This is a genomic window from Bradyrhizobium sp. P3_C3, from assembly GCF_056402655.1.
On the sequence record NZ_JBFUGY010000017.1, the window covers coordinates 65606 to 80237 of the forward strand.

The window sequence follows — 14632 nt, forward strand, 5'->3', positions numbered from 1 at the left end:
ACCCACTTCCATTCCTTCCGAAGCGAGCCTCCAAAGGGAAACGTCATGGCTAAATCCAAATTTCGTCCGCTGCATGACCGTGTCGTGGTCAAACGTATCGACGCCGAGGAAAAGACCAAGGGCGGCATCATCATTCCGGACACCGCCAAGGAAAAGCCGTCCCAGGGCGAGGTCGTCGCCGTCGGCCCCGGCGGCCGCGACGAGGCCGGCAAGCTGATCCCGATCGACCTCAAGGTCGGCGACCGCGTGCTGTTCGGCAAGTGGTCGGGCACCGAGGTCAAGATCGACAACGAAGAGCTCCTGATCATGAAGGAGTCGGACATCATGGGCGTCATGGCCTAAGGCCGTCAGCCTGAACAGCCGCTGAATGTCATGCCCGGATCGCGCGATCCGGGCATTCGGTCATTCCGCAAGCGGCAAACACATCACGAAACACGAGGGATTGAAGAAATGGCTGCCAAAGACGTCAAGTTTTCCGGAGACGCGCGCGAACGCATGCTGCGCGGCGTCGACATTCTCGCCAACGCCGTCAAGGTGACGCTCGGTCCGAAGGGCCGCAACGTCGTCATCGAGAAGAGCTTCGGCGCGCCCCGCATCACCAAGGACGGCGTCACCGTCGCCAAGGAGATCGAGCTCGAGGACAAGTTCGAGAACATGGGCGCCCAGATGCTGCGTGAGGTCGCCTCCAAGACCAACGACCTCGCCGGCGACGGCACCACCACCGCGACCGTGCTGGCCCAGGCCATCGTGCGCGAAGGCGCCAAGGCGGTTGCCGCCGGCATGAACCCGATGGACCTCAAGCGCGGCATCGACATCGCGGTTGCAGCGGTGATCAAGGACATTGAAAAGCGCGCCAAGCCGGTCGCCGCCTCCTCCGAGGTCGCCCAGGTCGGCACCATCTCGGCCAACGGCGATGCCGCCATCGGCAAGATGATCGCCCAGGCGATGCAGAAGGTCGGCAACGAGGGCGTCATCACCGTCGAGGAGAACAAGTCGCTCGACACCGAGGTCGATATCGTCGAGGGCATGAAGTTCGACCGCGGCTATCTGTCGCCCTACTTCGTCACCAACGCCGAGAAGATGACCGCCGAGCTCGAGGACGCCTACATCCTCCTGCACGAGAAGAAGCTGTCCGGCCTTCAGGCCATGCTGCCGGTGCTGGAAGCCGTGGTGCAGTCGGGCAAGCCGCTCGTCATCATCGCCGAGGACGTCGAGGGCGAGGCGCTGGCCACCCTGGTCGTCAACCGCCTCCGTGGCGGCCTGAAGGTCGCCGCCGTCAAGGCGCCGGGCTTCGGCGACCGCCGCAAGGCCATGCTCGAGGACCTCGCGATCCTCACCGGCGRCCAGCTCATCTCCGAGGACCTCGGCATGAAGCTCGAGAACGTCACGGTGAAGATGCTCGGTCGTGCCGGCAAGGTCGTGATCGACAAGGAGAACACCACGATCGTCAAGGGCGCCGGCAAGAAGCCGGAGATCGAGGCCCGCGTCGGCCAGATCAAGGCCCAGATCGAGGAGACCACCTCAGACTACGACCGTGAGAAGCTCCAGGAGCGCCTCGCCAAGCTCGCCGGCGGCGTCGCGGTGATCCGCGTCGGCGGCGCGACCGAGATCGAGGTCAAGGAGAAGAAGGACCGCGTCGAGGACGCGCTCAACGCCACCCGCGCCGCGGTGCAGGAAGGCATCGTCCCCGGCGGCGGCGTCGCGTTGCTGCGCGCCAAGAAGGCGGTGGGCCGTCTCACCAACGCCAATGCCGACGTCCAGGCCGGTATCAACATCGTGCTGAAGGCGCTGGAAGCCCCGATCCGCCAGATCTCCGAGAACGCGGGCGTGGAAGGCTCGATCGTCGTCGGCAAGATCCTGGAGAACAAGTCCGAGACCTTCGGCTTCGACGCCCAGAACGAGGACTATGTCGACATGGTCGAGAAGGGCATCATCGATCCCGCCAAGGTGGTCCGCACCGCGCTGCAGGACGCCTCGTCCGTGGCCGGCCTGCTGGTGACCACCGAGGCCATGGTCGCCGAAACGCCGAAGAAGGAAGCTCCGCCCGCCATGCCGGGCGGCGGCGGCATGGGCGGCTTCTAAGCCTCCGTTCCGTTACAATGTTGCGAAGGCCGCCTCCGGGCGGCCTTCTTTTTTGCCGACCCTGCCCCTTCTGCTTTCCAATTCAACCGGCGGCCAAAACCCACTACGGTGGCGCGCCGATTCGATTGCGCGAGGATTCATCGATGCGTGCGCTTCTGGTTTGTTCGACAGCCCTTTTGGCGGCCCTGCTTGCCGTCTCGCCCGATGTCGCATCGGCCCAGATGAAGCTGTCGCCGAAGGCCACGGCGCCGGGCGGAACCGAGACACGCTATTTCACCTCGATCGACGGCCTGATGGACGGCAATGCCGACGTGATCCTGAAGGAGACGCGGCAGGGCAAGACCGTGACGGCGGCCGTGCTCGACGTCTGCTATCCCGTCGCAAAAAATTCCGACCGCAAGGACCGCTTCGTCGTCAATCTCCAGGTCGCGGGCCAGAACCTGACGGGCACGACGCAGAGCCTCGGCGAGAAGGCGCCCGTCACCGTCAAGCTGCTGCGCAAACAGTCCGGCGACACGTTCGAGTTCCGCGGCCAGATCGCGATCGGCCAGACCGTGACCGAGGTCACCTCGCCCGACAATTCCGATCTCAGCGAGAAGGAATTTCAGGACAACCAGACCTCCGACGACGGCATCACGCCGCAGCCGAAGGATTTCACCGACGTCTCGCCGGAAGCGATCGCGGTCAAGGTCAAGCTGGATGCGGCGACCGAGTTCCTGAAGAGCCTGAAGGGCCAGGACGTCGAGGTGACACTGGCGAGCCTGACCGTCGGCTGCGACGCGCTGCGCGCCGGCGAGCAGACCATCAACATGTCGGTCGATCCGGAACGCGCCGGCGCGCTGCTGGCGAAGTTCAAGGCGATGCCCGGCGTCACCGCGGCGGGCTGGACCGCGGGCATGACCGAGATGGATCGCACCATCCGCTTTCCCGCGGCCGACTGGCGCGACGGCGACAAGATCAGCCGGGACAAGCTCGCCTCAGCCGTCGCCGGCGTGATGAGCCGGACGCTTGCGGCAAAGCAGGTCTCGCACAGCTTCAACCCGGCCACCGGCAAGCTCAAGCTCGTCTTCAAGCGGCCGAACCAGGATTTTCCGGCACTCGAGCTCACCGACACGATCGAGGTTGCAGGCCTGATCTCGCCCGACAAGCCCGGCACGACCGACAAACTGATGCTCTGGATCGGCAGCCCCTCGACCACGACCGCCGATGAGAGCAGCGGCGCCAAGCTCAATCTCTCGGATGACGCTTCGGCCGACGAGGAAGGCGATCAGCCCGACGATAACGGCTCGGTCGAAGCGCTCGTGAAAGAGCTGAAGGGCCAGCGCTGGGACGCCGACAAGTCGGTGTGGAAGTAGGCTCTCGTGCCCCGGACGCAGCGCAGCACGTCAGTGATGCGCTGCTGAGCCAGAGCCCAGAGGCCGCAAGCGACGTCGCCGATCGAGTCTGGGTCCCGGCTCTGCGCAGCAGCGTTGCACGCTGCAGCGCGTCCGGGACACGAGAGCTAATTCCCCGTCGTTCTGAAGCGCAGCGGCTTGGGGCCGATCAGCGTCAGTACGTCGCCCTGACGCTTCCAGGTCTCGACGCTGCCCAGCGCTGCGACGAGTTCGTCGTCGGCCTGCGCCCTGGCCGGCGGACAGGAACGATCCTGGATCTGGCCGGGGACGAAGATCACCGTGTTGCCGGCGACCGAGAACTGGCCCTTGCCACCCTTGCACCAGAGCTCCAGCACGACTTCGCCATTGTCGCCGATCTCGATGTTCGGAATCCGCTTCGAGCCCGGCTGCGGCAGGGCCTCCAGCGTCATCTCGGTACCGAACGGAAAACCGTCCTCGGCACGCGCGAGCGTGGACATCGCGAGCATTGCAACCGCCAAACACGCCATCTGCTTGAGCGAAACCATGAGACCTCTCGACCGACCTGATTTGCGGCACCTTCTATAAGACGGCGGCGCCGTTGAGAAGGTTCGCGGACGCTAAAGCGCGATGAGATTGGGACGAATCGTCATCGCGCTTCAGGTTGTTGTTTGAGCATGATCTTTTCGGAAGACCGCTTCGCACTTTTCCGGATAGTGCTTTAGATGCAAAAATCCCCGCAAGGCGGCGAAGCCCTGCGGGGATTTGCGTTGAAGCGAGGCGTGGCCTGCTACTTCAGCACCATCGCCGTGAACGGCCAGACATAGGCCTGCAACGTCACGAACAGGCCGACCAGAGAGGCCAGCACGATCGAGTGCCAGAACACGAAGCGCAGGATCGTGCCTTCATGGCCGTACCAGTTGGTGGCAGTGGAGGCGACCACGATCGATTGCGCGTCGATCATCTTGCCCATCACGCCGCCGGACGAGTTGGCCGCGGCCATCAGGATCGGCGACAGGCCGAGCTGCTCGGACGTGATCTTCTGGAGGTTTCCGAACAGCACGTTGGAGGCAGTGTCCGACCCCGTCAGCGCCACGCCGAGCCAGCCGAGCAGCGTGCCGAAGAAGGGATAGAGCACGCCGGTTGCGGCAAAGGCGAGGCCGAGCGTTGCGTCGACGCCGGAGAGCCGCGTCAGCGTGCCGATTGCGAGCATCGCCGAGATCGTGATCAGCGAGATCGCGCAGAGCCGTATGGTGCGGCCGTATTGGATCAGCAGCCTGCCGGGACCGACACCCATCAGGAAGCCTGAGATAATCGCCGCGATCAGCATGCCCGTGCCGGTGAAGGACAGGTAGGTGAAGCCGAACACCGCGCTCTCTTTGGTCGGCCCTGGCGCGACCGGCGGCATCTTGTTGATCATCTGATGCAGCTCGGGAACGGGATAGTTCCAGGTGAAGATCGAGTTCGCCCAGGTCTTGAAGCCGCCATTGCCCCAGACCAGCATCACGATGCAGACGATGATCCACGGCAGCAGCGCGCTGAACAGCTCGCTCTGCGTCAGCGGCGTCTTGTCGAGCGGCTTGGCCGCGGCCATGGTGGAGGCCGATTCATCGTTCCCGCGCAGCGCCGGCGACAACCAGAGCTGCCTGGGTTGCCAGACCTTCAGGAACAGGATCAGCGCGCCCATCGAGATCAGCGACGCCCCGATGTCGACGATCCAGGGATTGATGAAGTTCGAGATCACGAATTGCGGGACCGCGAACGACACGCCGGTGACGAGGATCGCCGGCCAGACGTCCTTCATGCCCTTCCAACCCGCAAACGCCCACACCACCCAGAACGGCACGATCAGAGAGAAGATCGGCAACTGCCGTCCGACCATCGCGCCGAGGATGTAGGGATCAAGCCCGGTGACCGAGGCAAGACCCTGGATCGGCGTGCCCAGCGCGCCAAAAGCGACCGGCGCGGTATTGGCGATCAGCGACAGGCCGGAGGCCGCGAGCGGCGAGAAGCCGAGCCCGATCAGCACGGCGCCCGTGATGGCGACCGGCGTGCCGAAGCCCGAGGCTCCCTCGAAGAACGCGCCGAAGGAGAACGCGATCAGCAGCAATTGCAGCCGCCGGTCCTCGGTGACGCCGCCGACCGCGCGCTTGAGCAGCTCGAAGCGCCCGGTGGTGACCGTCACCTGGTAGAGGAAGATGACGTTGAGAACGATCCAGCCGATCGGGAAGAAGCCGGTCACGATGCCGAGGATCGAGGCGCGGATCGACATGTTCGCCGGCATGGTGAACACGAAGATCGTGATCAGGTTGGCCACGATCACGGCGATGATTGCAGCAATATGGGCCTGGACGCGACCGCTCGCGATCAGGATCAGCAGCGTGACGACGGGTATTGCCGCCGCGATCGTCGACAGCACCGGGCTGTGCAGCGGGTCATAGACTTGATTCCACATGGTCTTCCTCCCCCACGCCTGTTGCGGCAGGCGGCCCGCGTGGACAGCCGAACCTGCTTGACGCTGGAAGCGATAACCCCCGAGCTGGACGCGAATTCCTCGCGGGTGCGGCGGTTCCCGTCCGCTCACAAGCCCGCGAAGTCCCGGAGGCCCCCGCCCCGCGCCGTTGTACCCATGCTAGGGTTGCAAGCTGCGACAAGCCAACGCAAATTGCTGAACTTGCGACTTTAGTCTAAGCGCTTTCTGCCGTTGCCACAGCCATTTGGCCTATGGGCGTTGTGCACATCCCCTCAGGAGACAGAGCTCTGTGAAGAACATCAGCGCCACGCTCGCGATCGTCTGGCGAATCGCCGCCCCCTATTTCCGATCGGAGGACAAGTGGGTCGGCCGCGGCCTGCTCGCCGCCGTGATCGCGATCGAGCTGGCGCTGGTCGCGATCGACGTGCTGGTGAACCAGTGGCAGAACCGGTTCTACAGCGCGCTCCAGAACAGCGACTGGGACGCCTTCGTCACGCAGATCTGGATCTTCATCGGCCTCGCCTTCACGGCGATCGCGCTGGCGGTCTACAAGCTGTACCTGAACCAGTGGCTCCAGATCCGCTGGCGGCAGTGGCTCACCCAACACTATCTCCGCGAATGGCTCGACGGCTCGACGCATTACCGCATGCAGCTCAAGGGCGATGCGGCCGACAACCCGGACCAGCGCATCACCGACGACGTCAAGAACTTCGTCGAGCAGACCCTGACGATCGGACTGGGCCTGCTCTCGTCGATCGTGACGCTGTTCTCCTTCGTGATCATCCTCTGGGGCCTGTCCAACGCCGCGCCGCTGCACCTGTTCGGCACCGATCTCATGATCCCCGGCTACCTGTGCTGGGGCGCGCTGATCTACGCGATCTTCGGCACCGCGTTGACGCACTGGATCGGCGCCCCGCTGGTCAATCTCAATTTCGAGCAACAGCGCTATGAGGCCGACTTCCGCTTCAACCTCGTCCGCGTCCGCGAGAATTCCGAGCAGATCGCGCTGCTCAAGGGCGAGGGTGCCGAACGCGGCGGTCTCTTCCGTCGCTTTGGCTTCGTGATCGGCAACTGGTACGCCATCATGAGCCGGACCAAGCGCCTCACCGCGTTCACGGCGAGCTATCAGCAGGCTGCCGTGATCTTTCCCTACGTGCTGGTGGCGCCAGCCTTCTTCGCCAAGAAGATCCAGCTCGGCGACATGATGCAGACGGCATCGGCCTTCTCGAGCGTCCAGGGTGCGCTGTCGTTCTTCGTGGTGGCCTACCGGGCGCTGGCGGAATGGCGCGCGATCGTCGCCCGTCTCGACGGCTTCGAGATGTCGGTGGCCTCGGCCGCACACCCGCCGACGCATGAGCCGACCATCGGCCTTGCACCATCCGGCATCACGACGGCGATTGCGCTCAAGCAGCTGCTCGTGAAGCTACCGAACGGTGCGCCTCTGGTCGCAGCCGATGCCTTCACGATCCAACCGGCGGAGCGGGTCTTGGTGACCGGGCCGTCGGGCTCCGGCAAGTCGACGCTTTTCCGGGCCATCGCCGGCGTCTGGCCGTTCGGCACCGGCACCATCGCCATACCCGGGAAATCGAAGCTGATGATGCTACCGCAGCGCCCCTACTTCCCGATCGGCCCGCTAGGCGACGCGGTCATCTACCCGGCAGAACATAGCGCCGTCGCACCGGAGAAAATCCGGGACGCACTCATTGCGGTCGGCATGCCGAAGCTGGCCGAGCGACTCGACGAGGACGGTCATTGGAACAGGACGCTCTCGCTCGGCGAGCAGCAGCGCCTGGGGCTCGCGCGCGCCCTGCTGCACGTGCCGGATTATCTGTTCCTCGACGAGGCCACGGCGTCGCTGGACGAACCATCGGAAGCCCGGCTGTACCGGCTGCTGGCGGAGAAGCTGCCGCAGGCCACCATCGTCTCGATCGGCCACCGCTCGACGCTCGACGCCTTCCACACCCGCAAGGTGGCGTTGGTGAAGGACGGCGAGATCCACGTCCTCGGCAAGGACGGCGAGCCGGCCCAGGCGGAGCCGACCGCGGCGAGCTGAGGCGGCACAACCAAGCCTGAGGCTAGCCTCGACAGGACCTTCGTTGCAGCCATCCTTACGAGACGCCCGCCTCCGGCGGGCTCCTCAGGATGAGGCCTGTCTCGCGGCAAGATCCTAGACCCTCATGGTGGGGAGCGCCGCCCTTACGGCGCGTCTCGAACCAATGCAGGCCGAGCGCTCTCACAGACGACCCTACGCCCAAAGCAAAAGGGCGGCAGATTGCTCTGCCGCCCTCGTTAGGTCGTCTAGGGAAGAAACTTACTTCAGGTTGGTCATCGCCGTCAGGTCGACCGAGAGCTTGGCGACGCCGGCCGCGCTGCACCAGTTGGAGCCGAACGCCGTGGCCGCGTTCGCGCCGCCATTGATGGGCGTCACGAAACCGGGGCTGGAGTTGGTGGCCGAGAAGTCGCTGGTGAAGGCGTTGCAGTTACCCTTCGAGAGGTCGGTGTCGTAGTAGCGCAGATCGAGCGTGAACACCTTGTAGGTGAAGCCGACGCCGACGTTCCAGGTGTTGTAGCTCGGCTCCTTGATGCCGTTGGAATACAGCGGGTCGCCGGCGATGCCGTAGAAGATGTCGGACGTGCCGAGCCACTGACGGCCGAATTCACCCGACACATACATGCCAACGCCGCTGGCACCGAACGTGGTGCTCGGCGCGGTCCACTTGGCGGTGATCGAGGCGTAGTTGCCCCAGGCACCGAGGTTCAGGAAGTTCGGCGAATAGTACTCGTTGAAACCAACGACCCACTGGTCGTTGATGTTGAGATTCAGCTTGGCATAGACTTCGTAGAAGCTTGCGTCCTTCTTGGCGAAGTTGCCGTTGATCGGAAGGCCGATCGCGCCCTGCGAATTGTCGAGGCCGGTGCCGCAATTGCCCTGGGCGAGGGTGCCCTGCGAACCGAAGCAGCTTCCGCCCGGATAGAGGTAGCCCCAGATACCGAAGTCGAAGGCGAACATGCCGAAGGTCGGGCGGATACCGCCGTAGATGTCGACTTCAGCCGCGGCGCGGTTCGGGAACGAGATGCTCTCCGCGGACGCACCGACGTAGAGCTGGAGGTCCTTGTTGACGTTGTAGCGCGGCTCGAAATAGGCCGCGACCGACGGATTGTGGTTCGACTGAGTGACGCCGCGGAAGATGTAATCGCTCATGATGCCGGCGCCGAAGGCGACATCCCAGGGGTCAAAGGCGGGCGGCGGCGGGGCCTTCAGAGCCTTGACCGGCATGTCTGCCGCGAAAGCCGAACCCGTCACCATTGCCAGCGCCGTTGCCAACAAAGCCACTTTTTTCATTTCGATCCCCATCACCAGTTCTACCCAGTCGGTTTCCCGGAAGCCCCCCGGGCGTACGACGTGTCTGCAAAATTTCGTTACCGCGACAATCTGGATGGGAGGATGCGAACCGTGAAGCAAAAATCACGAGCATCTGCCGACTTTTTAGGCGTTCTGACGATTCTACAGAAGGTTGTCCGCCTGTGTTGCTTCTCGATCACATTATTTTCATTCCAAAGTGCACAGAGCCGCCCGGATTAATACGGGAGCCGCCGGTGCAGTGGTGCCTGTGCCACGAATCGGACTGACGCGAGAAACGACAACCGCCGAGACCATTGTGCCGATGCAAAAAGGCCGCAGCATCACCGCCGCGGCCTTCCTGTTGTCGGTCGTTGTCGTCGGGATGGACCCAGCCTTAGCCCTCACCTTGGACCTGACTTTGGGCCTCCCCTTGGACCCTACCTCGGGGCCTAACCTTGCTCCTCGGCCGGCGTCGGCTCCGCAGAAGACGAAGGCATCGCCCAGCTTGTCTCGGCGGCGGGCTCCGGAGCCGGAGCCGCCACCGGCGCTGAGGGCTTCGGCGCAGGAGCTGCCTTCGCCTTCTTCGGTGCCGCTTTCTTTGCGGCCTTCTTCGGTGCAGCCGGCTTGGCAGCCTTCTTGGCCGACTTCTTCGCAGCCTTCTTGGCGGCCTTCTTCGGGGCGGCCTTCCTGGCAGATTTCTTCGCAGACTTCTTGGCAGACTTTTTCGCGGACTTCTTGGCTGCCCTCTTCGCGGTCTTCTTCGCCGCTACAGCCTTCTTGGCCTTTTTGGCCTTCTTGCTTTTTTTCTTCTTCGCTTTCGCCATCGTGGTCCTCCTGTTGCCGCCGAACAATGGTCGATCGGGCGTCTTCAGCCGTCACCTCCGGACGAAGGCTAGCTCGAGGCATTCAATGCCGGCCGCGACCCGCCCGTAGCCCAATCGAGAAGCTCAATCGTGTGTACGACCGGAACTGACGTGCCACTGGCAATCTGCACCATGCAGCCGATATTGCCCGCGGCAATCATGTCCGGCTTGACGCTTGCGATGTTGGCGACCTTGCGGTCGCGCAACCGGCCCGCAAGCTCGGGCTGGAGAATGTTGTAGGTCCCCGCCGAGCCGCAACACAAATGGCTCTCCGGCACATCTTTCACCACGAATCCATTCTTGGAAAGCAATTCTTTCGGAAGGCCCGTGATTTTCTGCCCGTGCTGCAACGAACACGCGGAGTGATAGGCGACGACGATGTTGTCCTGTCGCGTAGTGGTCGCGAGCTCGAGGCCGGCAACGAATTCGGTGATGTCCTTGGCGAGCGCGGACACCTGCGCTGCATCGGCGGCGAACGCCGTGTCCTCGCGCAGGAGATAGCCGTAGTCCTTGATCACCGTGCCGCAGCCGGAGGCCGTCACCAGGATGGCGTCGAGCCCCTCGCCGACCGCTTCCTTTCGCCACACCGCGACGTTGGCGCGGGCCCGCGCCAACGCATCCTGGTCGTTGCCCAGATGATGGGTCAGCGCGCCGCAGCACTGCTCGTCCCGGACCAGGACAACCTCGATGCCGTGGCGGGTGAGGAGGCTGATGGCGGCCTGGTTGATGCGCGGCGCCAGCACCTGCTGGGCACAGCCTTGCAGCAGCGCGACCCGGCCGCGCTTCTTGCCGAGTGCCGCGAACACGCTGCCGGGGAGCGGGCCCGGCGACGGCAGACGGTTCGGCGCCAGCGCCAGCATCGCCTTGAGGCGCTGGATCAGGCCGGGCGTCGCCGACGGCCGCGGCGTCGGCAGGAATACGGCAAGCGGACGGGCGAGCCGCGCCAGCCACATGCTGGTGCGGAAGAGCTGCGGATTCGGCAGGACAAAGGCCAGCACCTGGCGCAACAGCCGCTCGGTCAGCGGCCGCTGGTAGCGCTGTTCGATCCGGACCCGGGCCTGGTCGACGAGGTGCATGTAGTTCACCCCTGAGGGGCAGGTCGTCATGCAGGACAGACACGACAGGCAGCGGTCGATATGCTTGACCACCTCGGCCGTCGGGGCCTGGTCCTTCTCCAGCATCTCCTTGATCAGGTAGATGCGGCCGCGCGGGCTATCGAGCTCGTCGCCTAGCAGTACATAGGTCGGGCAGGTTGCAGTGCAGAAGCCGCAATGGACGCAGGCGCGCAGGATCTTGTCGGCTTCCGCGATGTCGGGGTCGGCGAGCTGCGCCAGTGAGAATTCGGTCTTCATGCCGCAGCGCCCCGCGTCAGCCGCCCCCGGTTGAGAATGGTTTTCGGATCGAAACTGGCGCGGACCCGATCGCTCAGCGCGGCAATGCCGGGCGCCTGCGGATGGAATACGTCGACACCGCGCCTGACCTCCTCGGCCGCCCGGATCAGCGTGGCGTGCCCGCCGACCGCATCGGCGCGCTGGCGCACGGCCGGGGCATGCGCATCGGCCTTAGGCGGCAGTGCGGCCCAGATCAGGCCGCCGCCCCAATCGTAGATGATGTCGCCGCCGGTCTCGCGCGCCAGCTGGGTCCCGAGCGCCGCGCCGGAAGCCGGCGGACAGACGATCCGCCACACCGGCCAGGCCCCAACTGCACCGCCGGCCGCGAACGGCAGGACGTCGCGGATCGTGGCCCACAATGCGGCAGACGCCGCATCCTCGACCAGCGTCGCGGTTCCGAACGGCGCCAGCAATTCGCGCAGCGAGCCGGCGCGGTGCGCGGCGGACGCCGTGATGCCCTCGAGCCGCAGCACGGTCAGCGCTTCGCCCTGGCTGGCGATGTCGCCCAGCCCGTCGGTCTTCGCCCGGAAGGCCGATTTCGGCAGATGCGCGGCGGCGGAGACGTCGAAGGGCGAGCCGAGCGCCGCGGTCATCGCCTTGTTGGCGACGGCATCGTCGAGCCCGCGCAGCAGCAGCGTCCGCTCCGCTTCGGGCTTCGGCATCACCTTGAGCGTCACCTCGGTCATCACCGACAGCGTGCCCCAGGACCCCGCCAGCAGCTTGCAGAGGTCGTAGCCGGTGACGTTCTTCACCACCTTGCCGCCGGTCTTGAAGCTGTCGCCGAAACCGGAGACGGCGTGCGCCCCGAGCAGGTGATCGCGCGCCCCGCCCGCCTTGATCCGCCGCGGACCGGCGAGACCGGCCGCGATCATGCCGCCGATGGTACCCAACGCGGGCGTGCCGAGCAGCGGCGCCGTATTCATCGGCTCGAAGGCGAATTGCTGGTTCTTGGCATCGATCAGCGACAGCACGTCGGCCAGCGGCGCGCCGGCCTGGAGCGTGACGATCAGCTCGTTGGGTTCGTAGGAGGTGACGGCATTCAGCGCGGAGAGGTCGAGCACGGCGTTGGTCGCCATCGTGTGGCCAATGCTGCGCTTGCTGCCATGACCGATGATCTCGAGCGGCTGCTCGTTGGCAATCGCCGCGCGCACCACCTCTTCGACGTCTTTGGCGTCTCTGACCCTGAGCGTATCCACGGGAAAAGGCGGTAGCGAAATTCGCCGCCAAAATCAAATGCGGCGTGACGCCGGCGATCAGCGCCGGTGCAGTCGGGGATCCCGCACGGGCGACCACAACGCTTCGATCATGATCGAAGCGTTCACGACATCGACACTTCGATCAGCGGCGAACCAAAGCCGGCAGCCCCTCGCTACAAGCTTGCGCCGATCGCGATCGAGGCCAACCGATGGAGACAAGCATGCGATCGACACATCAGCGGCTGGTGCCGCGCGTCCACGAAGCGTTCAGCCGCAGGTCGGTGATCCGGGCCTTCGGAGCCGTCCTGGCGATCTATCTCTCGCCATGGGCGGCGGCGTCATCTCAAGCCCAGCAGCAAGGAGCAAGGACCATGAACCACTATGCCACGCAGAAATCCCTCAGCGACGCCGTCGACGGCGGCGGCCTGCTCGTCGTCGCGCAATGGGAGACCAAGCCCGGCGAGGCCGACAAGGTCGCCGCGATCCTCGACCGCTTCCTGCCGGAGGCGCAGCGCGAGGACGGCGTCAAGCTGTTCCTGATCTCGCGCGCCAAGGACAATCCGGCCCAGTTCCTGTTCTACGAGCTGTTCCGCGACGAGGCGGCTTTCAAGGCGCATCAGGAGAGCGCACATTTCAAGACCTGGATCGCCGGCGAAGCCCTGCCGCTGCTGGCGAAGCGGGAACGGGCTCAATACGCACTCATGTAAGCACCAGCTCGTACGCCGCGGTTCGATCCGGACCGCGGCATACGACTATATGATCGCGCGCAGCGGCGATCTGCGCAGGATCAGGGCCGAGACGGCCAAGCTGCCGATCGCGGCCAACATGGTCAGCAGGAGCGCCTTCGTGAGTGCGAAGAGCGGCAGTGCGTGCAGAAGCAGGGCAAAGCCGACCAGGATCGGCGGATGGATCAGGTAGACGCCGAAGGCGTTGTCCGAGAGCCATCTGGCGACCGGCCCTTGCGCGTCGAAATAGCGGCGGTAGACGGCCAGCATCAAGAGACCCATGCCGACGCAGACCAGCGCCTCCCACAGGCACTTCCCGGCACTGACGAAGTTGAAGCCGCCTGCATAGAGCGCGGTGTCACCCTGCAGGCCTCCCCCGAACAGCACGAGCGCTGCAAACAGCGGCACAGAGAGCGACAGCGCGAGCAGTCCCCAGCGGATACAGGAGCGCGCGGCAAGCCCAAGCATCCAATTGCCGCGATAGCCGACGGCGCCGGCTGCGAACATGAGAGCGTATTGCGGGAGATCGCCGGGGTGAACGTTGAGCACGGAGGTATCGGCGTGGATGGCAATGCGAACGGCGAAGGTGAGTGCCGCCATGGCCGCAACGAACAGAACAATCCCCGTGCCGCACAGCGCAACCTTGGGCTCCCGCCATCCAGTCTGGCGGATCAGGCCATAGAGGAGCGAGACCAGCAGCAGCACCGCGCAAAACCACATCGGTCCCGTCTCGGAAAGCCATTCGCCGTCCATCAGATGGGTCAGCCATTGATGGCCGAAACCGCCCTTGCCCCAAGTCCATGACAGAAAATACTGCGTCAGCGGGCCGATCACCAACATGTAGAGCAAAGTCGGCAAGCCGAGCCTGATCAGCCGATCACGCGCAAATTTCGAAAGTCCTTTCCGATCGAAGGCGCCGACGGCGAAATAGCCGGCGATGAAGAATAGCGCGGCCATGAAGAAGGCCTGGAGGAAGCTCTGATAGATGCCGAAGAAGAGGGCCGTGCCGAAGCCGGTCTCCCGCCGGTCGACATAGTACCAATTGCCGAACGGACTGTAGGTGTCGGCTGCGTGCATGCTCAGCACGAGAATGATCATCGACCAGCGGATGTTGTCGATGAACAGCAGGCGCGACTTCGCCAGCGGCCTGCCCGGCGCTTCTTTCGTCACACTGATCCGAACGTCCGCCATGTCGCCGCCATGCCGG

At 64.7% G+C, this 14632-nt stretch carries 12 protein-coding genes; 5 read left to right on the top strand and 7 right to left on the bottom strand.

Annotation, left to right across the window (positions count from 1 at the left end):
• The first annotated feature begins 45 nt into the window (after window positions 1–45).
• The 3 genes from AC1DW2_RS20625 to AC1DW2_RS20635 all read left to right on the top strand — a co-directional run bounded on the left by AC1DW2_RS20625 (window position 46) and on the right by AC1DW2_RS20635 (window position 3437).
• Entirely contained in the window at window positions 46–342 is a 297-nt protein-coding gene (locus AC1DW2_RS20625) for a co-chaperone GroES (RefSeq protein ID WP_014491914.1), read from the top strand.
• A 108-nt stretch (window positions 343–450) separates the two neighbouring features.
• Window positions 451–2082 carry a chaperonin GroEL gene (groL, locus tag AC1DW2_RS20630; RefSeq protein WP_477007069.1) on the top strand — a complete coding sequence of 544 codons (1632 nt, stop codon included), beginning with the start codon at window positions 451–453 and terminating at the stop codon, window positions 2080–2082.
• 143 nt (window positions 2083–2225) lie between these two features.
• Entirely contained in the window at window positions 2226–3437 is a 1212-nt protein-coding gene (locus tag AC1DW2_RS20635) for a hypothetical protein (RefSeq protein ID WP_477007070.1), read from the top strand.
• A 146-nt stretch (window positions 3438–3583) separates the two neighbouring features.
• On the opposite strand, the gene AC1DW2_RS20640 is transcribed toward AC1DW2_RS20635, so the two are convergent.
• Both AC1DW2_RS20640 and AC1DW2_RS20645 read right to left on the bottom strand, forming a co-directional pair.
• Window positions 3584–3982, bottom strand: a complete 399-nt coding sequence (locus AC1DW2_RS20640; protein WP_071909503.1) for an META domain-containing protein — start codon at window positions 3980–3982, stop codon at window positions 3584–3586.
• Between the two features lie 242 nt (window positions 3983–4224).
• Window positions 4225–5889 (bottom strand): L-lactate permease, encoded by a 1665-nt coding sequence (locus AC1DW2_RS20645; protein WP_135214805.1) that lies wholly within the window; start codon window positions 5887–5889, stop codon window positions 4225–4227.
• 307 nt (window positions 5890–6196) lie between these two features.
• On the opposite strand from AC1DW2_RS20645, the gene AC1DW2_RS20650 reads away from it, so the two are divergent.
• Window positions 6197–7960, top strand: a complete 1764-nt coding sequence (locus tag AC1DW2_RS20650; protein WP_477007071.1) for an ABC transporter ATP-binding protein/permease — start codon at window positions 6197–6199, stop codon at window positions 7958–7960.
• Between the two features lie 258 nt (window positions 7961–8218).
• Here the strand turns inward: AC1DW2_RS20650 and AC1DW2_RS20655 are convergent, their stop codons facing one another.
• The 4 genes from AC1DW2_RS20655 to AC1DW2_RS20670 all read right to left on the bottom strand — a co-directional run bounded on the left by AC1DW2_RS20655 (window position 8219) and on the right by AC1DW2_RS20670 (window position 12700).
• A complete protein-coding gene (locus tag AC1DW2_RS20655; RefSeq protein WP_071909500.1) occupies window positions 8219–9250 on the bottom strand; it encodes a TorF family putative porin in 1032 nt (343 codons plus the stop codon).
• A 449-nt stretch (window positions 9251–9699) separates the two neighbouring features.
• Entirely contained in the window at window positions 9700–10074 is a 375-nt protein-coding gene (locus AC1DW2_RS20660) for a histone (protein ID WP_208073607.1), read from the bottom strand.
• 68 nt (window positions 10075–10142) lie between these two features.
• The gene (gene glcF / locus AC1DW2_RS20665; RefSeq protein ID WP_166083672.1) at window positions 10143–11465 is read right to left on the bottom strand and encodes a glycolate oxidase subunit GlcF; all 1323 of its coding nucleotides are present in this window, start codon (window positions 11463–11465) and stop codon (window positions 10143–10145) included.
• Window positions 11462–12700 carry an FAD-binding protein gene (locus tag AC1DW2_RS20670; protein ID WP_477007072.1) on the bottom strand — a complete coding sequence of 413 codons (1239 nt, stop codon included), beginning with the start codon at window positions 12698–12700 and terminating at the stop codon, window positions 11462–11464. Before AC1DW2_RS20670 ends, glcF begins: the two co-directional genes overlap by 4 nt.
• Before the next feature lie 221 nt (window positions 12701–12921).
• Between AC1DW2_RS20670 and AC1DW2_RS20675 the strand changes: the two genes are divergently transcribed.
• On the top strand, window positions 12922–13407 hold the full coding sequence (locus AC1DW2_RS20675) for a putative quinol monooxygenase (protein ID WP_225048617.1): 486 nt from the start codon (window positions 12922–12924) through the stop codon (window positions 13405–13407).
• Between the two features lie 45 nt (window positions 13408–13452).
• On the opposite strand, the gene AC1DW2_RS20680 is transcribed toward AC1DW2_RS20675, so the two are convergent.
• Entirely contained in the window at window positions 13453–14616 is a 1164-nt protein-coding gene (locus tag AC1DW2_RS20680; RefSeq protein WP_166083651.1) for an acyltransferase family protein, read from the bottom strand.
• Between the last annotated feature and the right edge of the window lie 16 nt (window positions 14617–14632).

Bases quoted from the DNA above. Each gene is read 5' to 3' on its own strand.
- AC1DW2_RS20645 (WP_135214805.1), bottom strand. From the start codon at position 5,889: ATGTGGAATCAAGTCTATGACCCGCTGCACAGCCCGGTGCTGTCGACG.
- AC1DW2_RS20655 (WP_071909500.1), bottom strand. From the start codon at position 9,250: ATGAAAAAAGTGGCTTTGTTGGCAACGGCGCTGGCAATGGTGACGGGT.
- glcF (WP_166083672.1), bottom strand. From the start codon at position 11,465: ATGAAGACCGAATTCTCACTGGCGCAGCTCGCCGACCCCGACATCGCG.
- AC1DW2_RS20625 (WP_014491914.1), top strand. From the start codon at position 46: ATGGCTAAATCCAAATTTCGTCCGCTGCATGACCGTGTCGTGGTCAAA.
- AC1DW2_RS20675 (WP_225048617.1), top strand. From the start codon at position 12,922: ATGCGATCGACACATCAGCGGCTGGTGCCGCGCGTCCACGAAGCGTTC.
- AC1DW2_RS20635 (WP_477007070.1), top strand. From the start codon at position 2,226: ATGCGTGCGCTTCTGGTTTGTTCGACAGCCCTTTTGGCGGCCCTGCTT.
- AC1DW2_RS20680 (WP_166083651.1), bottom strand. From the start codon at position 14,616: ATGGCGGACGTTCGGATCAGTGTGACGAAAGAAGCGCCGGGCAGGCCG.
- AC1DW2_RS20640 (WP_071909503.1), bottom strand. From the start codon at position 3,982: ATGGTTTCGCTCAAGCAGATGGCGTGTTTGGCGGTTGCAATGCTCGCG.
- AC1DW2_RS20660 (WP_208073607.1), bottom strand. From the start codon at position 10,074: ATGGCGAAAGCGAAGAAGAAAAAAAGCAAGAAGGCCAAAAAGGCCAAG.